A 22,329-nucleotide genomic window follows, 5' to 3' on the forward strand; every position below is an offset into this window, starting at 1 on the left:
AAGTAATAGAGAGGAGAATATTCTATTAAGAAAATTATTTTACTGCTTTGTAGCACATTGATTATTTGCGGGATCATATGGTTTGTAAACTCTGGAAAATCTATTCAAGATTTGTATACAGCAAATAAGCCAAAGAAAAAAGCTACTATTATTTCAACGCAAAGGGATCCAAATGAGCCCCCTGTCTTCTTAGGAAAACAGGAAATAAAAGATATACATGTCGAATCCATTAAAACAAAAAAGGATATCTTCCTCACAAAAACAGATGAATTAAAAACGTTTATTAATAGTATGGATACCGCAAAAAAAGGAAAATTAACATTAGATGAAGAAGGATCAGATTTAATAGATTGTGATATGTGGATTACTTTTGAGGATGGAACTTATAAAAAATATTTCATATGGGTAGTTGATCATCACAGTAACGAAGTGATGATTGCTCAGCAAGATACTCCTGATGATGTAAACCTCAAGTACTATCAATTAAATGAAGATAGCTCAAAAAAGGTTTATAACTTATTCAAAAAAATTATTTAAACGAAAAAGTCATGAGCACGTAAGCTCATGACTTTTTGCACTATATATATTCCGGGAACACTTTACAACCCTTTTCCTGCTCTATATCATGACCAAAGAAAATAATTGGTTTCTCTTTCGCCACAACTTCTTTTAAACGTTTAATTGAAGATAAAGCTAATTCCGAATCAAATCCCGCAAACGGCACTTCATCTTCAAAATTTTCTTTCGTATAAGATGCATCAATCGTTAATAGTACAGGACCCGATTTTTCTGTCTCAATTAATAGCGACTGATGGCCTGGAGAATGGCCTGGCGTATACAATAACCGAACACCTGGTACCACTTCATAATCCCCTTCAATGATTTTGTAGTTCAAATGCGGTAATATACATTCTTTCATATATTCTTCTCTATGAAGTGCTGCCTCATATTCCGTTCGTTGCACAATAATCGGTGTATTTGTAAAAGCACCGTTTCCTCCTGCATGATCAAAATGTAAGTGAGAACTAATAATATATAAAAGGTCGTCCGGCTCATACCCTACACGTTTTAATATATTCTCGATTCTATCTTCTTCAGTCATTTTCGGTATAATCTGTCCTTCAACAAATGTACCGTTAAAAAGCCCTTCATTATTAACTGCACTTTCTGGCATACCTGTATCTACTAAAATAGGCCCCTCTTCTGTCTCAAAAAGATAACACCATACAGGTAAGTTCAATAAATTCCCCGGCGCGAGTGTACTATTAACAGAAGAATGATCTAACATACAACGACCTGCTGGGATGAAATAAAGCTTCTTTACTGTCATTATGTATCCACCTTTACATTTAGTTTGGGATAAAGTAATACAGTAAAAAATTCTTCTTTTTAGAAATAAACTCCTTCTAGACTATCAGTACAGCTTACATAAAAAAGAGGGTATTTTTTTACATAGCAGTATTTCACCATCTATAATATAGAAGTAAAGGATTCTTACTTTAATGGAGGGAATACAAATGAAAGCAATTGGTTTACATGAATACTTACCTATTGAAGAAGAAAACAGTTTAATTGATATGGAAGTTGAAAGACCTGTTGCTACAGGAAGAGATATACTCGTTAAAATTAACGCTATTTCCGTTAATCCAGTTGATACAAAAGTTCGCTCTCCGAAAGATAAAAAAGAAGAAGTAGCGAAAATACTTGGCTGGGATGCGAGTGGTGTTGTTGTACAAACTGGCGAAAGTTGTACGTTATTTAAAGAAGGCGATGAAGTGTTTTACGCTGGAAGCATTACGAGACAAGGTACATATAGTGAATACCACCTCGTTGATGAAAGAATCGTTGGTAAAAAACCAAAAACGTTAAGTGATGCTGAATCTGCAGCACTTCCGTTAACAGCTATTACAGCTTGGGAAGGTTTATTCGAACGTTTAGGTATTGATTATAATAAGAAAGATACGAACTCCTTTAAAAACATTTTAATTATAGGCGGTGCTGGTGGTGTAGGTTCAATTGCCATTCAACTTGCGAAATGGGCCGGACTAAATGTTATCACAACTGCATCCCGCAATGAAACGATACACTGGGTTGAAAAATTCGGTGCCGATTATATCATTAACCATCACCAACCTTTACAAGATCAAATATTAGAGTTCGGGCTAAAAGATGTAGATTATATTTTCTGCTTAAACAATACAGATCAACATTGGCAAGCAATATGTGACCTCATTAAACCACAAGGAAAAATTTGCTCTATCGTAGAAAATGAGCACCCTCTTGAGATGGGTATTTTAAAAAGCAAAAGTGCTACACTCGTTTGGGAGTTTATGTTTACAAAAGCGATGTATGAAACTGGCGATATGATTACGCAACACGAACTATTAAATAAAGTAAGCGAACTACTAGATGAAGGTATTTTAAAGACTACTTTAAATGAAACATTCACACCAATTAACGCTGAAAACGCAAAGAAAGCACATGCACTACTTGAAAGCGGAAGTACAATTGGGAAGATCGTTTTAGAAAAGTTTTAATAACAAAAAGTCCGATTTCCAAATGAGAAATCGGACTTTTTACTATCTTTATTTACTTGAAATCTCTTGATCATTTTGAACGTCTAACGGAGTTCGCTTTCCTATTCCGAAAGCATAGAAACTAATTGTAACGATAGCTAAGAAAATAATACCTACAACTAATGAAATGCGCGTATCATCGTTAAACCACATTCCGATTAATACCATAATTAAAAAGGCAATTGTTAAATAGTTTGTAACAGGAGCAAACGGCATTTTGAACGGATGATCTTTCATCTCTGCTCCCTTTTCTTTTCTAAAATTAATTTGGCTAATTAAAATGACAAACCATGGTACCATACCAGGAAGTACACTCGCACTATATACATATACGAATAAGTTTTTTGGTGCAATATAACTTAGAACTACACCGACCGCTAAACCGATAATTACGCCAACTGTACCGAATAAAGGTACACCATTTCCAGAAAGTTTCGTGAAATATTTCGGTGCTTGTCCATGTACACCTAACGTATATAGCATACGACCAGCACTATAAATACCACTATTACAACCAGACATTGCTGCTGTAATAACAACAAAGTTAATTAATCCCGCAGCAGCCGTAATACCAACTTTCGCAAAAGTTGCTACGAATGGACTTCCAATTGTACTTAATTGATCCCACGGATACACAGTTACAATAACGAAAATCGCACCGATGTAGAAAATTAAAATACGCCAAATTGTACTTTGAATCGCTCTTGTAAGTGTCTTCTTCGGATCCTTCGCTTCACCAGCAGTAATACCGATTAATTCTACACCTTGATACGCTCCTACTACAAGTGATAATGCAAAGAAGAATCCAGAAAAACCACCTGTAAAGAAACCACCATTTGACCAAAGATTCGATATGCCAATCGCTTCTCCACCGTTACCAATTCCAAAGAAAATAAGTCCAAATCCCGCAATAATCATTAATAGAATTGTAACGATTTTAATCATCGCAAACCAAAATTCAAATTCACCAAATGACTTAACAGAAATTAAGTTAGCTGCGCCAAGAATAACCATTGCGATTACACCTGGTATCCAAGCTGGTAAATCCGGGAACCAATATTGCATATACGCCCCCACCGCGATAATCTCTGACATCCCAACGATAACCCACTGGAACCAGTTACTCCACGCTGTCATGTAACCAGCTAACGGGTGAATATACTTATGACCGAACGTTGCAAATGATCCTGTACTTGGCTCCATATACAACATTTCTCCCATGGCACGCATGATGAAGAAGATAAAAATACCTGCAATTGCATACGCAAGCATAACTGACGGACCTGTCCATTTAATCGTGCTGGCTGAACCCATAAACAAACCAACACCAATTGTTCCGCCTAAAGCAATCATTTGAATATGACGTGCTTCTAAACCTCTTTTCAATTCTTTGTTTGCCACTTCACTTCCCCCTCTTAGATGATTCATAGCCGCATTTTAAAACAAGATGCTTTCCCCTAATTCCTTTCGGCCCTGAAAATGATGAAGCAAACGTCATTTTACACTAGCTTTAAAGCTATCCTAAAATCGTTTTGTGCTCCTAATAAAATTCTCAAAACCTTTCATCTTCCAATTTTCTATAAATCTTAAAATTACTTACCTTATATTAATTCATTAATCTGAAAAATTCAATTATTTTTTCAATAAAGTGAAACTTTAATCAGTGGAGGGGTATCCCACTAATTATTAGTTGAACCAATCGGAATTTTATGAGCAGTTGATCTGCCACCTAGCTTCTTTGACCATCCGAATTTTAAGGTGGGAGTCTTACTGCCCGTTAAAGCGGGATAAATTATTATACATAAGCCTCATTAATTTTTAAATAAATTAACAATAAAATACATCTATTCAATTTGATTCTAATATGAATATTATTACAATATATATAACTGAGGAAAGGATATCTTCCTCCAGTTTTAGAACCCATATACTTCAATATTTATGGCGAATAAGATTATTCAGTATTTTCAATTTTTTTATTCTTTAAACACTCTGTTCATACATGGATAGAGGGGAATTAATATATCAATAAAATTATCTAATATTACACGTCCAATAAGTTCTTCTCCGCTTAACAATTCAATTTTCACGTCTGAAAATTCCTATTTTTCATCTATTACTCTCTCAATAAGCCCATAGTATTTTTTCTTGTCCAATAGTCACATTTTAAAATAATGTATGATCGCTGCATATACATTTATTATAAACCTTACCATTCAAAAAACGCCTTAATTTAAAGTACAATTCATTTATGTTAATCACCCTTTTTGTATAGAATTACAATTTATTATCCCTCTTATGTTACCTATTAAAATACGATTTTCCACTTAAAGTTATCCACTTTAAATTGACCTAGATTATTATTTCCACAGTTCACATTATTTATTTTAAATATTATAATAAAACACATAACAGTGATGCATATATCACTTTATAAAGTAAAATGTTTGTTCATACTAACGGATATGTTGTAGAAGAATTATTTAAAAGGGGGAATATATATGGAAGAGAGAGAATATTGGCAAATAGCTGCTGGAGATGGTTCGATAGATCTGCCAAAAATTTTCACAGAATTAAACGTAGCCTTATTAGGACCTGGTCAATTTGGGGACTTCTTTGATAATAAAAAAACTTATGAAGAATATTCAGATGGACATCTCATACAAAAGTTTGCAGAAGAGATACAAATCGGTGATGTATTGGTCATGAAACACATTAAAGACTCGCATAAAAAAACTTGGGAAATTCAAGCTGTTGGAGTAGTAGAGGGTCCCTATAGGTATGAGTCTATATTCAGCTCTATAACGCCTAATAAGTGGAATGTACAGCACTGCAGAAGGGTTTCTTGGAAAGTTCCAAAAGAACCTCTAATTGTTCAACGTGGAGGTGCTCCTATTAGATTACAACGATTAAATGAAGAAAACCCTTTACGTGAAAAAGCTATCGAAATACTGAATGGGAAAATTGAATGTAAGTAATAACAACTTATAAATCGCACTATTGAATTAAGATATTTCTTTTGTCACATCACATCTAATTATTAATCTAGAAATTCATAGCGTAGCTAACGCCGAATGAAAGCAAAGAAGTCCAGCGATTCATTACTGGACTTCTTCTTTATTTCTCAACAAAATTTCCTTATCAAAACGAACAAATTTACTCTGTACTTCCATTCCAGCTGCTTCATATACGCGAGGTGCACCTGTAATATTTTCAGAATCTACATTTAGATGGACCTTTGAAATTCCTTCTTCGTATAGTTGACCGAATGCATGATGTAACAGCGCTAATCCCAATCCTTGTTTCCTCTTAGAACGCCTTACACCTAAGTGAGTAATTTCTGCTTTATTGTCAGCACCCTTTTTACTAAAGACAAAACCAACTACTTCATCCTCTATCATCGCCAGTGACCATAATGTAGGATGAAACCCCTCTCTTTTTGTACGCTGTAAAAACTCCTCTAACGTAGAAGGTTTCGAATTCCAGTGGTCTACGAAGGCTTCATTAAAAGCTTGATGTAAACTCTCATCATCTACACCAAGTATGTAATGTCGCACTGTAACACTATTTTGCCATATTGGTGATGGAATATCTTTCTTTAATTCAATCCCCATTCCCCACCAAATACGAGTTGGAATAAACCCAGCTTCCCCTAATAATTTTTCCTCATAGGAATTATTTGCTTGTGTTATAATCGTCCCCTGTAGACATGATGCATTACCTACAAGCTCTGTAGCACGACCTTCAAGCTTTGACCATATTACATGTTCAATACCTTGATTCATATAATTAGGATCAATAAGTACAGCAGATGGAAACTGCCCTTCATTCCCTGTCAAAATTCCGTATCCGATTATTTCTTCTCCATTCATAACAACATAAGAACTTTTACTAACATCAATACCTTTCCATGAATTAGTTATATCCTCTACCGTTGTATCAATTTCGCCATAAATAGCTTGATCATAAATCTTACATAAATTGAAAATTTGTAGTAAATCTTCTTGTGAAGTTGCTTTAACGTTTAGACCGGTTACTAAGTTCTGCATACAATTCACCTCATTATTAATTAAAAATTCAAATCTTATTGCAAAAACATTTCATAATACTACTATTTTATGAAAAATATTAATCCACCTAATACAATCAACAATACACCAGAAAACGGAAAACTTTTCTCTTCAGCTTTTACCTTTTCCTTAATAATATCTTTCATTTTTATCTTTATATCATCTGGGCATTTTCTAAATAAAATATTAGTTGTATGTAATGGTCTATTCAATATTCGAATTTTAACAGGAGATCCTGGTAAATATATATTATTTTTCTCCACAGTAAATTCTATATTCGCTTCAGTTAACCCTTCTGTCATCAATGTATTCACTCGGCTAGAATGTAGATTAAATACTGTGTAATCGTTAAAAGCTAGCCCTCTAATATCGAAATGTGAGTATACAAGAATAAAAGTTATAAACAACAAACATAGTATCAATATAGTTTTTGTCAATGAAAGTTGCTCTAATACATAGGAAGATGTTGTCATATAAGCACAAAAGAATGCCACCAAATTACAAAGATAGTGATTTACAATGAAAGTTTTTCGTATAACTATTGTAAGTCCGGAAATGATTAGTAGCGTGCATATTAGATTTATTAACATATTTTCACCCTCCAAAAACTATAACCATACAACTTTTCTATATTTTAACATTAATTACATATTCATACCTATAACTATTTTCATAAAATATAAAAGAGTCTCATTAAAAAATGAGACTCTTTTATAAATAAACTTACGGTTGTTGTAAAAGCAAACTATTTTTTCTATACTCAAGTGCCAAATCATGTACCCTTTCCATATTTTTAAAGTAGAATACATCTTCTTCATTAAGTCCCACTAATGTGTATGCAATTTTCAGTGAGTATGGTGCAATTTTTCTATTTAATTTACTCCCTACATATACCCCAGCTACTACACCTATCACTGTACCGATACCAGGTATTGCTATTGTACCTAGTGATGATCCCACAACACCTAAAATTGTATTGATGCCAAACCTTGAAAACAGAATTAAAGCTTTCACTGCTCCTAGACGTGCTTTGTCAGTAGCTTGTACTTGTTTAAAATCTCTATTCACCGAGGCTAAATCAAAGAGTAGTCTTATCCCTAAAACTATTTCTGTTGAATATGGTGCTAATGCAAAAACTTCATCTGGTAAATCAATTCCTAAGTTTTCCCTCAATGTTTCCAATCCATCTTGTACATCTTGTGTAAATTCATAACTTGAGATATCGATTGGAATAAATTGTTCCTGTAATTCCGGTTTTGCAGCAAGAATTTTTTCTCGTATTTCTGAACTAGTAGCATAATAAACATCTGGATTAGCTTGCATAACATTAGATAAATGATTCGCTTGATCAGGAGCCATCATCTTTACTTGAATTAGCATCTCTTCCCCATTTTCTTGATTTATCCCTTTTATATCCCATATAGGTTGATTTGCACTTTCAGCAATACTAAATTCATAATTTGGATATCTATCTGGTAATAAATCTTGAACATAATATTCAAACTGCTTACCCTTGACCCCATTTACCAAACCAGAAATAGAACCTTCTCCCTTTTCATATACTTCTACATATTTTTCATAAAGGGATACACCACTATTAGAAAGTTGTGGATACTGGGAAGCATATGCAGCAAACAACTCATCTGGAACATTTCTTGTTTCAAGTATTTGATAACCTATTATTGATGAATATATGCCTGCTTGTAGCACAACATCCCTATCTTTTAGTGTTTCTAAATGAGAAAACATCTCTTCTTTTGATAAATCACTTGATGTGGATGCTGATTTCGGTATCTTTTTTAATGACTCCAACATTTGATAAGATTTCATACGTACACCTCATAGAGTAATTGCAATAATAGATAGTATTATTGCAATTAAAACACCTATATTGACAGCTACATTCCCTTTATTATTCCCTGTAACTCCTAAACTTTTATTCACTTTTTCCAGAACTTTTTTTACTTCTCTAATCTCTTCCTCTTGATTCATCAACATACTTTTCATTTCACTAATATGTATATCTTGTTCTTCTATTTTAGCAGTTAATTTACTTATTTGTTCCATCCGTTTAGATGATTCGTTTTTTAACTTCTCATGTAAACTATCAATTCCCTCATTATTTTCATCTATGTTTTCTTGTAACAAAGACATAGATATTAAATTTTTATCAAATTGAGCTGCCAAGTCTGTAATCATTTCATGGTTTTTTACAACTCTCGGTATTAATTCTTTATTTATTTGATCTTGCTCTTCCCAAAATTTTAATTTCTCGGCTATTTTAATTTCTTTAGATACTTCACTCAAAAAACGTTCGCTCCTTCTAATATATATAAATTCTAATATATAAGTAATTATAATAAAAGAATATCCTCATCACAACTACATTACCCAAAAAATGTTAAACTTAGGAATCTATTTGAATGAAAAAACTATTTTAGATGTGCTAAAACAAAAATGCTCTCCAAAAAAAATTTGAGAGAGCATTTTTATCTTTATACTTAAGGGTTAATACCTTTACACAAAATAACGATTTGTCCCCATTTTATTTTCAAATCGTTTTTGAAGTTTGTTTACCTAAAATAAACACTTTAGTAAACACCATCATGATAACTACTATAGCCAGAAAATAAAGTGGCATCACTAGTAACGAGCCCGTATGCAGCTGACTCATTCCCCAAATTGTCATTGTTACAATTACATAGTACCCTAAGCTAAACAATGCTCCGGCTGTACCAATAACATCTTGAAAATCTACTAATGCTAAACTTAAACAGTTAGGTAGCGCTATCCCAATTCCTAATAGCAATATAAACATCGCTACTAAAAATCCAATCATATATATTATGTTTGGATTTGATCCAACAAACGTAATAACAGACAAAAGGATAGCTCCTCCTGTCATTACGAGACAACCGATATATATAATTTTCTCTGGTTTATACGTAGCAAGCAATCGTTTTGAAACTTTCGCTCCAATAATAGAAGCAGAAGCAACAACAATTCCTAAAAATCCATACATACTAGGCGATAACTGAAAGTATTCAATAAAGATAAATGGCGCTTCTGCATAATAGCTAAATAAAACACCATTTGCTCCTCCAATTAATAACCCGTATGTTACTACTTTCGGATTTGTAATTAACCTCTTCAATACTGAAAACACATTTATTTTATTCGTTACTGAGTCCGTCTTTGTTTCGGGAAGAGAAACAAACGTATACAGAAAAATCCCGACGCTCATTACTACTAAACTTAAAAATACGATTTTAAATCCAAACATTTGATCAAGAAAACCACCAATTAACGGTCCTATCGCCGGTGTAAAAGCAATAACTGCCGAAATTTGAGCAAACATAACATGGCGTTTTTGCCCTTCTACACTTTCACGTAGAATCGTTTGTGTCACAACTGATCCTGCACTTGCTCCAAACGCTTGAATAAAACGACTTACCAATAAAACTTCAATGGAATTTGCAATAAAGCATAAGAAACTCCCAACGCCATATACGACAATTCCAAATAACATCGCCGGGCGACGGCCAATTATATCTGATAACCATCCAATAAAAAATACACCTAAAGCAAATCCAGCAAAATACACACTAAGCGTTAACTGTACCTCATTATTACTTACATGTAACGCCTTTGAAATGTCCGGTAAAGACGGTGTGTAGATCGTTTCACTAATTTGCGGAAATGCGACAAGAATAATCATTAACAAAAGTGATGGTACTGAGACTTTTTTCATTTTTCATACCCTCCTATAACTTTGAAAATCTCAGAAATAAAAAGACTTTCCTTAGCTACGGAACAGGAGGGGCCATGATAGAAATTCGCTCATAAAACAACAAAGAAAACACCTCAATTACGTATGTTAATACTTATAGGAGGGTAATATTAACATTGATTTTTTAAATACACTTTTTCAATTATATTACATATTGCGTTTCTTTTTCTATTATTCGGCCTTGGCAGATTTATTAAAGAGATGCCTTGAATCAACAACCTTTTTATGGAATAATTAGAAATAGTTTGAATCAATAGATTTAATTATTAAACGATAGACTAGCATATTTCTAATTTCGCCAAGCTTACAAACAGGAGGACTTTCGTAATGATTGAAATTTTAAGGACACTATTAAACTTCCTAATTTCTCTATTCTCAGGAGAATTACCAATTGTATATTATGTATGGATTATTAGCCTATTCCTAATTCAAATAACCCAATCTACTCTGAACTATAAGCTTTTTAACAAGAAAGATAATTTCAGCACTTATATATTGGAAGGATTACTCGCTTTTATTATTTTATTGTTTGGAGGCATGTTAGTATCTAAGTTACTTGCTTACATAATAGACGACCCTACTATTAGTATGACGAATGTAACACATTATTTTGTTTCTCTTATCATATTAACTATATTTGTCTTAATAACCTGCGTTAAAGACTTTATAGAGACATCTATAAAGAATAAAAATATATCTCTTTTTAGCTTCTTAGTAATTTCCTTACTAACAAGTATACTTTCGTTCAAGTTTTTATCACCTTTAATTGAAGGTTCATTTTCTCTTTCTAAATCTTTTATAACTACTTTAATCATTCTAGTAACTGTATCCATCCCTCTATTAATTTCCTTAGAGGATAAGTATGCAGATGAAAAAGAAACGGAAAATGTATAGTTTCTCATTTATATAAAAGAAAGAGGGAGCTCCCCTCTTTCTTTTAAATCATCCCTTTTAATATCAATCCTAAAACTGACATTATTATCGTACTAATAATAATTCGCAAAATCCAAGTTGTGTTTGTACTTATTTTTTCTAATTGCTTATTGATTGTTGCTATGTCTTTCTCATTAATAGTAGTACGCGTTTCTAAAGCACGAATGTCTCTCATAATTTCTTTTTGGTCGGCCTTGAGACTGTCAATTTTAGCATAAACATCTTCCATATATTCACACCCTCTGTTCATCTTAATAGAAAAATCTATATATATTATGAGACAACCCTCTTACCGGTGAATACATTCCATATATGTGCGCACCAAATTATTTGCACAATCTAATTATGTTTCCATTCTTCTATATTAAAATTAGCGTTAGGATAAATTAAATATAGAAAAGGAATCCCTTGTTTATGTAACAGCAAACAAGGTGCTCTCCAGCATACGAGAGCACCTAAGATAATTTCTATTGTTTTCATCACCATTTTCATGTTTACTAACTCGATATAGTCAGTATGATTTTATGAAGAGTCTACTTTGTTAGCTGCTTAATGTATACTAATAGTAATACGAAATAGTTCCATTGATAAACTCTCTAGAACAATAAATATACTGGCGGAAACAGACCTATACCCAATATTTTTTCCAGTAACATGAATGGTTATTTCTGATAGATGTGTTTGTATATCATTGTTTTCAAAAATTCCATCCTCAACCTTTACAATATCTGCTTCACAATCTACTTCTTTAAAAGTTTTCAGTAATTTTGTTTTTAATAAACTACAGTCAAAGTTTTCATCTTTTATTACAGCAAATTTAACCTTCATATCGATTTCCCCATTTTTAGCAAACTAAAATCATTAAATCTATATAAATATATATTATTCTATTAAACAATTCAAAATATATGTTTCTTATAAACCATTACTAAATTCCAGTTCTAAGGCTTTATATAAAAAAGAAAACAAAAAAAGTGAAATTCTAATCATTAAGAGGGGTATCTATCCCCCACTAATTGTTTAGTTGAACTAACCAGACATTTACAAGATTAAAAAATTACTCTTTCAATCGCTAAACTAATTAATATATAATCCCCCTGTTTTCAGTGGCTCAAATTTTTTCATTTTTAATTCATGAATTCTGAGAACTTTTTGCTTTAATATTAATTAGTCGCTTCTTAAATTCTGGAATATTGGAAATAACTATATAGTGAAACAAATTAACTATTAGGAGTGCTATTGATGTTTGATATACTTCGTCTCTTAATTTTTTTTCTCATTGCTATCTTTTTATTTTTCTCCATAATAATGGAATTTAAAAAACCTCAAAAAAGTGTATTTTGGTTTTCGATTGAAGTCTTATCTCTTCTAGGAATTGTAATGCTTTTTAAAGATTTTTTATCAAAAATATAACTTAACCCACGAATAATCACATGTTTCAAATACGATATCTTTATCTGTTGAACGACCTTATCTCTCGTTAAAAAATCTTGTTTTCACCCTATTTCTTAACAAGGGCTCTAGCCTTAAGTTGTCTTTTCTTTATAAAAAATAGCCTGCCTATTTCTGTAGGCGGGCTATATCTTTATTACACCATACAAAAAGTATACTCTCTTCTCCACTTGAACTTTATGTAATAATACAGATTCCAAATAATGATAAAAGCAACAAACTTTCTTATAACATCCTCATTCTAGTAAGAAAGTAGCTAAAGCTGTCCTATCTTTAGAAAGGGATGATGCTAATATTGTTAATAGCACAAAAAAGCACCGTCACAAGTGACGGCGCTTTTTCTATGTAAGAGCTACTAGAAGGTTCCCTTCTAGTCTACTCCCATTTATAAGTCCAAAATTGTTCAAGTTGCAGCCATTTTAATGTTGCTGCATCTTGATTTTTGATTTTTACATGCGTTTCTTCAAGCATCGCTTCTGTTTGCGAACGGTGCGCACCTAGTGCAGCTAATTTATGCTCGAATACTTCACTAATATTATTTACAACATCCGGCTCACCTAGTACAGCTTCGCGATTTTTCGTAATCGCAACCGCATGAATAACTGGACGTTCTTCTTTTGACATACGTGATACAGCGCGAACTACAGCGCGGCCAAATGCATCATGATCTGGATGTACGCCGTGCTCTGGATAAAATGTAATAATTCGAGATGGATTTACTTCTTGAATGATCGCTTCAATTTTATCTGCTACGAAATCAACATCTTCAAATTCTAACGTTTTATCATGGAAACCAAGCATTCTTAAGTCTTGAATCCCCATCGCTTCACATGCATCTTTCAATTCTTTTTTACGGATATTTGGAATCGTTTCACGGTTAGCGAACACGTTTTTCCCCATGTTACGTCCCATTTGTCCTAAAGTACCACACGCATACGTTACAGGTACTCCTCGATCTGTTAATAAGCGAATTGTTCCTCCCGCAGCAAATGCTTCATCATCTGGATGCGGAAATACAACAAGTACATGTCTCTCCATAAGTTTCCCTCCTTCTTACTTAAATGGCGTTAAGCTTAACTCAAGCGCTACTGCTAAACGACCTTGATTATCATGCCCTGCTAGTAATAAACGATCTTTATCGTCTACTTCCCAGTGCGTAATACCTTCAGCATATACCCAGCCGTGATCCATCTTTAAACCAACTCGGTATGGGTTTGTTCCAGTTATTTTCCCGCGCTCAAAGCGAATAATTGCATTTCGAATGAATGCTCCAACTGTCATCATCTTTTCATTAAAGTGTGACGCGTACGCTCCATTCGTCGTTTCTAAATGAATATATACATCTTTATTTACAAAACGTTCAATTTCATTTTGAATAAGAGAACTATCTTTTACTATTTCCATCGGAATTCACCTCTTTAAACCATTTTACGCAAAAATAATGTAAATTGCTATCTCTATATTAGAGGACAACGCCCACTTTTCCTAATAATTTGCACTGTGTTTCTTCATTTTTTTATATCATATTTGACACTCCCACGGCTAAAGCCGCAAGCTGACTAACGTCAATGGGATTCTTGCTACCAAAGGCGACGTCTATTTCTAGTATCGCTGACGTGCAAGATTGCGGTGTGCCATCACCACTCTGTATCCAGTGCATCTAGCAGATACGGCACTCGTTCTATTACCAAACGAGTCAGATTGTGAGTTCTCAAATGTGTTTTAGCGTCTTGTACTTGACGACTCAATACATTTTACGGAGTAGAAGAATTTGTTACTCCAACCTCATATGTATTCTGTTTTCAGAGAACAAGATTGTTTTAGAGACTTTTACTTGTCTGTTATGAAAATTATACCATTTCAAATACTTGATGTACAGAACATACTTTCGGTATTTTATCTGTACATCGCATTTGACCTCACTATCATCCACCCCTAAAGGGGGTACTATCGCACCGTAGTGGGCTTTCCTATTCGGAAAATCTGTAAAATCATCATTTTTTCCTTCACTTTGTTAAATAGTTTTCTTTCTTTTTTGAATTTGCTACAATATATTTTATCCCGTATGAATACAGCGAGATACATTTTGACAATTAAATACATACTTTAAAGAAGGTGACATGATTGGAACAATCAGCACATGAAGTAGCAAATTGGCAATATTATTTTGCAATTGCCGTATTTTTAGTCACGTACGGATTTATTATTTCTGAGAAATTGAATCGTGCTGTAATTGCACTATTCGGTGCTGCTATTATGATTATTTTTGGAGTTGTTGAATTACATACTGCTTTCACATCTCATATTCAATGGGAAACGATTACCCTTTTAATTGGGATGATGATTCTCGTACATATTACGAGTCAATCAGGCGTTTTTGAATTTGTTGCCATTAAAGCGGCAAAAGCAGCTGGCGGAAAACCAATCCGTATTTTATTATTGCTATCCCTATTAACTGCTGTCGGATCAGCATTTTTGGACAACGTAACAACCGTATTATTAATCGTACCTGTTACGCTATCCATTACACGTATTTTAAAAGTTAATCCTGTTCCTTATTTGATTTCAGAAGTATTATTTTCAAATATAGGCGGAACAGCAACATTAATCGGTGATCCACCTAATATTATGATCGGATCAGCAAATAAGCATTTAGACTTCAATGCCTTTTTACTTAACTTAGCTCCTATTGTAATTATTATTTCTATCGTGACACTTGGCATTATTTACTTTATGTATCGCAATAAACTAAAAACAACAACTGAGCAAATCGAAAAACTTATGGTATTAAACGAGAAAGATTATATTAAAGATCAAAGCCTCCTTTTAAAATCGATCACGATTTTGGGACTAACTATTTTAGGGTTTATCCTTCATTCTGTTATTCATGTAGACGCTGCGGTTGTCGCGATGACAGGCGCTACACTTCTTATGCTAATCGGCGTGAAAGAACATGATATTGAAGATGTATTTGCCCACGTTGAATGGGTAACTATTTTCTTCTTCACTGGACTATTCGTTCTCGTTGGCGGGTTAATTGATATCGGACTTATTTCTTCACTCGCAAAAGAAGTAATCGGCGTCACAAATGGCGATATCGGTTTCGCCGCTATACTTATTTTATGGGTATCAGGTATCGCATCTGCGACCATTGACAATATCCCATTTGTCGCAACAATGATCCCGCTTATTCAAGATTTAGCTACAGGACTCGGACTATCTGTCGATTCCCCGCAAATCGAAGTATTATGGTGGGCTTTATCACTTGGAGCTTGCTTAGGAGGAAACGGAACATTAATCGGAGCATCCGCAAACGTAGTCGTTGCTGGTATTGCTAAACGTGAAGGACATGCTTTCTCTTATATGGACTTCTTAAAAATTGGTTTACCGTTAACAATCATTGCATTACTATTATCACATGCTTATATATATTTACGTTATTTAATGTAAAAGTTGTATTGCATGAAATTATATCGACGATTTTTAAAATATATCAACGATTTTCTAAGTATATCGACGATTCGACAGACAATATCGACTTACCGACAAATAACGACAACGAAAAAGGTATGTAGCACTAAACTGCATACCTTTTTTCATCACCAAAATATACCTATAATTGCTAACCCACCTAAAATCATACCACCAATTTGTCCAACGATTGTTGGCGATAATTGAACACCTTTTCTCACTTCAACAACCGGTCTTTCGTGCCTTAGTTGCTGCACTTCGCTTTGAAGTTGATGTACACTTCCGTGCAATTCTTTAATTAACTCCTTTAATTCAGCGACCTCTTCATTTACTGGTTTTGCTTTTTCTAAATTCATTTTGCATGACTCCTTATAAATTCAATCCGTACACTGTAAATTTTCGCCAATTCTCATTATATCTCCTGCATACTACATATATAATTTCGAATATACTTTCTAACCTTGTAGCTCTATCCATTCATCCCGCAATATCCCCATAATCATGCGATCAAAACACTTCCCATCTCTTTGCACTGCTTCTCTAATAGCTGATAATTTAATCGTTTTATTTTGAAAAAGATTCATCATCATTTCAAACTCCCCCTAAATAACAGGGATAATTATTCGAGCCTATTTACCCCCTCGTTTCATAAACTGTTTCATAAACGGGATACTTACAATAAGCGCTGACATTGGCACATCTCCTCTACGTTAAATTAAATTCATTGTATAATTTTTCATTTATTCTAACAATAAAAAAAAGACCCTCTAAATTTAGAGGATCTTCCTAACGACGAATCGATATTATTTCGTAAACATTTTCTCTGCTTCATCCATTGCCATTTTGTTTCCTAAAGCAGAATAGTCAAGCCACGGTTGGTCATTGATAATGTATACGTGCTTGCCTTTAACTGCTTTTAAGTCTTTCCAGATTGGTGTTTCTTGAAGTTGTTTAAATGCAGCTTTTGCTTTATCGTCTCTGTTTACAACAACGAAAATAGCATCTGCATCAAAGTCAGGTAATACTTCTTGTGAAATGACTTCGAAAGGACGGTTTCCATCGATTTTCTCTACACCATTTGCAGGTTGTAATCCTAAGTCTTGGAATAAAATTGGTCCCATCGGTCTTTTCGTACTAAATACACGTAATTCTTTTGCAGTAACGCGAATTGCCATTACTTTTTCGTTATTACCTAGCTCTTTATCTATTAAACCTTTTACTCGTTTTGATTGCTCTTCGTAATCTTGAATATATTGATCCGCTTCTTTCTCACGGTTTACAAGTTTACCAACTTGTTTTAAATGGTCTCTCCACGTACCTTCATCTAAATTGAAAGTATGCGTTTTTGCAATTTTTTCGTATTTCGCTACATCTTTACCCGCGTATTTTTCATCCACATAAATGTCAGTAGGCTTTAATTGAAGTAATGCTTCCATATTCGGATCAGTTACAACACCCAATTTCTTCGTATCTTTCAGTTGTTCTTTTGCGTGTGGTAAGAAATCTTTTAAATCTCCACCAATTACAGAACCTACTGGTGTAATTCCTAATGCAAGTAAATTATTCGTTAAATGAATAGACATTGAAGCAATTTTTGGGTCATTACTTTTTTCTGTTTTTTTCGTTTCCTCTTCATTAGCTTTCGTTTGACCACATGCTGCTAATACTAAAATACACATGATGCTAAATAAAATAGTAAGTTTCTTTTTCATATGTTCTCCTCTTTGAAGTATTTATTTTGTTTTTGTAAGTAAATATAGAAAATACGGCGCTCCTAAAGCTGCCACTACTACACCAGCTGGAATAGAATTTGGCTCAAATATAGAACGACCTATCGTATCTGCTAGCACTAAAATAATCATTCCGATAATGCCAGCTAAAGGAAGGAAGTGTTGATATGTAGTACCTACTAACTCCCTTGCGATATGCGGAGCAACTAAACCGATAAAACCAATCCCTCCTGCCATCGCTACACTCCCGCAAGATAATCCAACCGCTGTAGCTAAAAGTAGTAACCGTTCTTTTTGAACAGAAACACCTAGTCCTGCTGCTACACTATCACCTAGTGACAATGCATTTAACGTTTTAGATTTTAGCCATGCATACGGGGTTAGTATGAAAATCCAAGGTAATAATGCTAGGACATGAATCCAATCCCTCCCCCACACGTTACCAACTAGCCATCTAGAAGCGAATGTATATGTCTCATCATTTAACTTGAGAGAGAAAAATAACGAAATTGCACTAAAGCCAGCTGAAACCGCAATACCAACGAGAATAAGTCTAATGGGAAGTAAGCCTTTCGAACGATCACTCGCAAGTAAAATAATAAGAAATGCAGCTAATACACCTCCGCCAAATGTAAATAACGGTATTAATATCGATGCATTCTCATTAATAGAGTGAAAGAAAGTAACGAATATAATTAGCCCGAAAGATGCACCTGAATGCAATCCAAGAATACCAGGATCGGCCAACGCATTCCTTGATAACCCTTGCAAAATCGCACCGGAAATCCCAAGGCCAATACCAGCTAACATTGTGATTATAATTCTTGGCATACGATAATCGTATAGCACGGTTGCACTCTCAAAATCACCATGACCGAAAAGCGTTTGAATTACTTTGAGCGGTGCAATGCTAAGTGTCCCCGTATTTAAGCTAAGCAAAATGACAGCGATACCAATACAACCGAATATTGTAGTTACAGTAACGGCTCTCGTTTTATCTGTGTTTAAAATCTTCTTCACTTACAACTCCCTCCCAACTTTACGTGCTATATAGAGGAAGAACGGAACTCCAACAAGAGCCACCATAATTCCTATTGCAAGTTCTTTAGGAGGATTTACTGTTCTTGCCCCTAAGTCAGCTACAACTAATAACATGGCTCCTAAAAATGCTGACATAGGAATAATGAGTCGATAATTAACACCAACTAATTTTCTAGCAATATGCGGGATAACTAGTCCTACAAATCCAATAGAGCCAACAGCTGAAACAGATACACCTGCAAGAATGACTACTATAATCATCCCTAGTATTCTCGTTCGGTTCGTTTTTACTCCTAAATTCGTAGCGACATCATCACCCATTGATATGAGTGAAATAGACCGCCCTAAAATTGTCGCAAAAACAATGGTTATGAGAATAATAGGAACCAAAAATTTCAAGTGTTCCCACTTAACCCCTGCAACACCACCAGCGTACCAAAAAGCTAAATCTTGACTTAAGTCATAATAAATCGCGACACCTGAACTTAACGAATGTAAAAGCGCAGCCATAACTGCCCCAGCGATCGTTAATCTCATCGGTGTTAATCCGCCTGATGTTGCTGATCCAATAATAAAAATGAGCACTGTACTTAAGACCGCTCCAATAAAGGAGACAATCATTAAATAGGAATACGGCATATGCGGGAAAAAGGCAAAACTAAGTGCTACTACAAACATCGCACCTGCATTTATGCCAAGCACACCTGCATCCGCTAAAGGATTTCGTGTTACTCCTTGCATAACAGCGCCAGCCACTGCAAAAGCAGCTCCTACAATTGCTGCACCAATTACCCTGGGGAGCCTTAATTCATAAATAATTTGGTGCTGCGTTAATTTCGGGTTATAATCAAAAACCGCTGTCCATACGGTTTGCAAATGGATATCCTTTGCACCAAATGCAACAGCTAAAAATATAGAGCCAATTAAACATACAATTGTTAAGCTCATGAAACATATGAACTTAATATGTATCCAGCGGTTATTGCCAGCACGTATAGTAGACTTATGTAACATGTTTCATTTCATCCTTTATATTCAGTTGTTTTTTATAATTATTTTTTATTTATAATTAATATTGATAATAATTATCATTTTCATTTAGATATTATATCCCCACTTTTTTTAAATAGCAAACTATTTTTTGCTTTGTTACATATTAAAATACTTATTACAATTCCCCTATAAAACTTACAAATACATGCAAAATAGACTACTGGTTTATTTTTTAAATTGTAGTATACTTAGTCATTATTTTGAGTTTTCTAACAAAAAATAAAGGAGACATAATGTTCTATATAAAACAACTACTACATTTTACTTACGAGCAAGCATTATCCTGCTTATTCCCAGTCGTTATTTTCTTAACACTAGCCCTTTCAAAAATCGTTTCGATCCCAGGGTTATACCGCTACGATTTCATACTCATCGTATGCCTTCTTATGCAGTGGGTTATGTATAAGACTGGCCTTGAGACGAAAGACGAATTAAAAGTAATTACTGTCTTCCACCTCATCGGCCTTTTACTAGAAATATATAAAGTTCATTTCGGTTCATGGAGTTATCCGGAAGAGGCATATTCAAAGGTTTTTGGAGTTCCACTTTACAGCGGCTTTATGTATGCAAGTGTTGCAAGTTACATATGCCAAGCGTGGAGAAGACTACATTTACAAATGTATCATTGGCCGAAAGCTATTTTTGTAATACCTCTAGGAGCAATGATTTACTTCAATTTTTTCACACATCATTTTCTATACGATTTTAGATGGTTCTTAACGTTACTTCTATTCATCGTTTTCTTTCGAACATTTGTGGAATTTTCATTACGAGGCGTTACATATAAAATGCCGCTCGTTCTCTCCTTTTTTCTTATCGGATTCTTTATTTGGATTGCAGAAAACATCGCAACATTTTTCGGTGCATGGCAATATCCAAACCAACGGGAAGCTTGGAATCTCGTTCACTTAAGTAAAATCAGCTCATGGTTTTTACTCGTTGTTATTAGCATTATGATTGTTACACAACTCAAACATTTGAAGCAGTTGAAAAGATAATACTGATTATATAAAAAAAGCCCATCACTCATTTGATGGGCTTTTTTTAGTAATATTTTTTAAACCATCCTTATCAAAGGAGTTATAATTTACAATAGCATAAGCAGTTGCACATTATGAACTACTACTAGCTGAAGATGTTGCTGCAGATGAAGCGGCAATCGTTGCCATCATAGCTGCTTGTTGTGCTTGGATAAGGACTTCTATCATAGTTTGTAAACCTGTGTTGGTAGCTTTACTTTCCTCACCTTTCTGACTTACGAACAGTTGAATAGCAATAAGAATATTCGTATCTGTATGCCAACGGAATAATTTCTCTCCCTGCAATTTTTCAATCAACGCTTTAATAGAATGAATCTCTTTTTCTCCATCCTCAAGTAACGCTAATAGCCCGATTGCTGGGTAATGCATTTGTTTCACTTTTACCTTTTCTTGCTTTAACAAATTCCATATGTTTGTGCATGTTGCAACTAATATTTCTTCCCTGACATCCTTCTTTAGTGAAAGAATATGGCTTAGAAATTGGAGGTCATTCCCTTTGCGCAAGCCAGCTTTTGCTAGTTTCTGATAAAGACGCTCCACTCGGTCCATAAGTGTTTCTACATGCTCTGATTGTCCTGCTAATAAAACGGAGAGCGGATAATCATTTGTACCTGTTAGGAAAAGATGATCCTCTTTCATACGTTTATATACTTGCATCGAACGCTGAATGTGCGTGCCATGATGCTCATTATCTTCTGTTAAAAGCACAGCTGCTGCAAGATAAGTAAATATACTGCGGCTAAAGCCACCAGCGACCAATTGTTCATATAAGTCTAAAAACTCTCGAAAAGCTTTCTTATAATCTGTAAAGTGAATATCTAATGTTGCGGCCACTACAAAGCGATGATAAGACTTTAAGTATGAAAACATCCCTACCTCATTCTTAATATAACTACTAATTTCTAAAAAACGTCCGAGATCAAGCAATTTATCACTACTTGCATACATAGCAGCAATCATCATTCCTGTTCGAGAATCACTCGTTTTCCATTTTAGTTCTCCCTTTAACTGTGCATATGTATGTGTATATTGCTCCAGCTTTTGTTCTAATGTAATCATAGTATTCACCCCTATTTCTAGTTCCTCTCTATTATTATACGCATATTCCATATTTAGGAATACTATAATTAATAATCCATCATAAAAATAATATTTTATTATCCTTATATATTG

At 34.1% G+C, this 22,329-nt stretch carries 22 protein-coding genes and 1 pseudogene; 6 read left to right on the plus strand and 17 right to left on the minus strand.

Going from position 1 to position 22,329, the window contains the following annotated elements; genetic code table 11:
• The first annotated feature begins 42 nt into the window (after positions 1–42).
• Positions 43–537 (plus strand): hypothetical protein, encoded by a 495-nt coding sequence (locus NLJ82_RS16325; protein ID WP_033674952.1) that lies wholly within the window; start codon positions 43–45, stop codon positions 535–537.
• Positions 538–577: 40 nt separating this feature from the next.
• Here NLJ82_RS16325 and aiiA read toward each other — a convergent pair whose 3' ends face one another.
• The gene (aiiA, locus tag NLJ82_RS16330) at positions 578–1,330 is read right to left on the minus strand and encodes a quorum-quenching N-acyl homoserine lactonase AiiA (RefSeq protein WP_000216588.1); all 753 of its coding nucleotides are present in this window, start codon (positions 1,328–1,330) and stop codon (positions 578–580) included.
• Between the two features lie 187 nt (positions 1,331–1,517).
• Between aiiA and NLJ82_RS16335 the strand changes: the two genes are divergently transcribed.
• Positions 1,518–2,537, plus strand: coding sequence for a zinc-binding alcohol dehydrogenase family protein (locus NLJ82_RS16335; protein WP_000643775.1), 1,020 nt, complete (start codon positions 1,518–1,520; stop codon positions 2,535–2,537).
• Positions 2,538–2,585: 48 nt separating this feature from the next.
• On the opposite strand, the gene NLJ82_RS16340 is transcribed toward NLJ82_RS16335, so the two are convergent.
• Entirely contained in the window at positions 2,586–3,977 is a 1,392-nt protein-coding gene (locus NLJ82_RS16340) for an amino acid permease (RefSeq protein ID WP_001284414.1), read from the minus strand.
• 1,100 nt (positions 3,978–5,077) lie between these two features.
• On the opposite strand from NLJ82_RS16340, the gene NLJ82_RS16345 reads away from it, so the two are divergent.
• A complete protein-coding gene (locus tag NLJ82_RS16345) occupies positions 5,078–5,554 on the plus strand; it encodes a DUF8426 domain-containing protein (RefSeq protein WP_000392605.1) in 477 nt (158 codons plus the stop codon).
• Between the two features lie 123 nt (positions 5,555–5,677).
• Here the strand turns inward: NLJ82_RS16345 and NLJ82_RS16350 are convergent, their stop codons facing one another.
• The 5 genes from NLJ82_RS16350 to NLJ82_RS16370 all read right to left on the minus strand — a co-directional run bounded on the left by NLJ82_RS16350 (position 5,678) and on the right by NLJ82_RS16370 (position 10,397).
• Positions 5,678–6,625, minus strand: a complete 948-nt coding sequence (locus NLJ82_RS16350; protein WP_001180594.1) for a GNAT family N-acetyltransferase — start codon at positions 6,623–6,625, stop codon at positions 5,678–5,680.
• A 62-nt stretch (positions 6,626–6,687) separates the two neighbouring features.
• A complete protein-coding gene (locus NLJ82_RS16355) occupies positions 6,688–7,236 on the minus strand; it encodes a hypothetical protein (protein WP_012644511.1) in 549 nt (182 codons plus the stop codon).
• A 133-nt stretch (positions 7,237–7,369) separates the two neighbouring features.
• The gene (locus NLJ82_RS16360; RefSeq protein ID WP_000844526.1) at positions 7,370–8,476 is read right to left on the minus strand and encodes a DUF456 domain-containing protein; all 1,107 of its coding nucleotides are present in this window, start codon (positions 8,474–8,476) and stop codon (positions 7,370–7,372) included.
• Positions 8,477–8,485: 9 nt separating this feature from the next.
• Positions 8,486–8,953, minus strand: coding sequence for a hypothetical protein (locus NLJ82_RS16365; protein WP_000005772.1), 468 nt, complete (start codon positions 8,951–8,953; stop codon positions 8,486–8,488).
• 244 nt (positions 8,954–9,197) lie between these two features.
• Positions 9,198–10,397, minus strand: coding sequence for a multidrug effflux MFS transporter (locus NLJ82_RS16370; protein WP_000757986.1), 1,200 nt, complete (start codon positions 10,395–10,397; stop codon positions 9,198–9,200).
• A gap of 366 nt (positions 10,398–10,763) precedes the next feature.
• Between NLJ82_RS16370 and NLJ82_RS16375 the strand changes: the two genes are divergently transcribed.
• The gene (locus NLJ82_RS16375; protein WP_000570016.1) at positions 10,764–11,330 is read left to right on the plus strand and encodes a DUF5823 family protein; all 567 of its coding nucleotides are present in this window, start codon (positions 10,764–10,766) and stop codon (positions 11,328–11,330) included.
• Between the two features lie 43 nt (positions 11,331–11,373).
• Here the strand turns inward: NLJ82_RS16375 and NLJ82_RS16380 are convergent, their stop codons facing one another.
• The 4 genes from NLJ82_RS16380 to NLJ82_RS16395 all read right to left on the minus strand — a co-directional run bounded on the left by NLJ82_RS16380 (position 11,374) and on the right by NLJ82_RS16395 (position 14,225).
• Positions 11,374–11,598, minus strand: a complete 225-nt coding sequence (locus tag NLJ82_RS16380; protein WP_000390460.1) for a hemolysin XhlA family protein — start codon at positions 11,596–11,598, stop codon at positions 11,374–11,376.
• Between the two features lie 320 nt (positions 11,599–11,918).
• Positions 11,919–12,197, minus strand: a complete 279-nt coding sequence (locus NLJ82_RS16385; RefSeq protein WP_000865011.1) for a hypothetical protein — start codon at positions 12,195–12,197, stop codon at positions 11,919–11,921.
• Positions 12,198–13,196: 999 nt separating this feature from the next.
• On the minus strand, positions 13,197–13,859 hold the full coding sequence (gene bshB2, locus NLJ82_RS16390; protein ID WP_000439479.1) for a bacillithiol biosynthesis deacetylase BshB2: 663 nt from the start codon (positions 13,857–13,859) through the stop codon (positions 13,197–13,199).
• 15 nt (positions 13,860–13,874) lie between these two features.
• On the minus strand, positions 13,875–14,225 hold the full coding sequence (locus tag NLJ82_RS16395; RefSeq protein WP_000407038.1) for a YojF family protein: 351 nt from the start codon (positions 14,223–14,225) through the stop codon (positions 13,875–13,877).
• A 720-nt stretch (positions 14,226–14,945) separates the two neighbouring features.
• Between NLJ82_RS16395 and NLJ82_RS16400 the strand changes: the two genes are divergently transcribed.
• A complete protein-coding gene (locus NLJ82_RS16400; protein WP_000438026.1) occupies positions 14,946–16,271 on the plus strand; it encodes an ArsB/NhaD family transporter in 1,326 nt (441 codons plus the stop codon).
• A 149-nt stretch (positions 16,272–16,420) separates the two neighbouring features.
• On the opposite strand, the gene NLJ82_RS16405 is transcribed toward NLJ82_RS16400, so the two are convergent.
• From NLJ82_RS16405 to NLJ82_RS16425, 5 genes and pseudogenes are all read right to left on the minus strand, one after another.
• Positions 16,421–16,648 carry a coiled-coil domain-containing protein gene (locus NLJ82_RS16405; protein ID WP_001047304.1) on the minus strand — a complete coding sequence of 76 codons (228 nt, stop codon included), beginning with the start codon at positions 16,646–16,648 and terminating at the stop codon, positions 16,421–16,423.
• A 99-nt stretch (positions 16,649–16,747) separates the two neighbouring features.
• Positions 16,748–16,837 (minus strand): annotated as a pseudogene (locus NLJ82_RS16410) (GNAT family acetyltransferase); the annotation flags it as partial.
• A gap of 258 nt (positions 16,838–17,095) precedes the next feature.
• Positions 17,096–18,004, minus strand: coding sequence for an iron-hydroxamate ABC transporter substrate-binding protein (locus tag NLJ82_RS16415; RefSeq protein ID WP_000728191.1), 909 nt, complete (start codon positions 18,002–18,004; stop codon positions 17,096–17,098).
• A 21-nt stretch (positions 18,005–18,025) separates the two neighbouring features.
• A complete protein-coding gene (locus NLJ82_RS16420) occupies positions 18,026–19,042 on the minus strand; it encodes a FecCD family ABC transporter permease (protein WP_000722678.1) in 1,017 nt (338 codons plus the stop codon).
• Entirely contained in the window at positions 19,043–20,077 is a 1,035-nt protein-coding gene (locus NLJ82_RS16425) for a FecCD family ABC transporter permease (protein WP_000902711.1), read from the minus strand. It lies immediately after the preceding gene.
• 272 nt (positions 20,078–20,349) lie between these two features.
• On the opposite strand from NLJ82_RS16425, the gene NLJ82_RS16430 reads away from it, so the two are divergent.
• Positions 20,350–21,114 carry a DUF817 domain-containing protein gene (locus NLJ82_RS16430; RefSeq protein WP_012644513.1) on the plus strand — a complete coding sequence of 255 codons (765 nt, stop codon included), beginning with the start codon at positions 20,350–20,352 and terminating at the stop codon, positions 21,112–21,114.
• Positions 21,115–21,228: 114 nt separating this feature from the next.
• Here NLJ82_RS16430 and NLJ82_RS16435 read toward each other — a convergent pair whose 3' ends face one another.
• Positions 21,229–22,266, minus strand: coding sequence for a DUF4003 domain-containing protein (locus tag NLJ82_RS16435; protein WP_002170191.1), 1,038 nt, complete (start codon positions 22,264–22,266; stop codon positions 21,229–21,231).
• Positions 22,267–22,329: the final 63 nt, after the last annotated feature.

The sequence above is a fragment of the Bacillus paranthracis genome (assembly GCF_024296885.1).
Taxonomy (GTDB): Bacteria; Bacillota; Bacilli; order Bacillales; family Bacillaceae_G; genus Bacillus_A; species Bacillus_A paranthracis.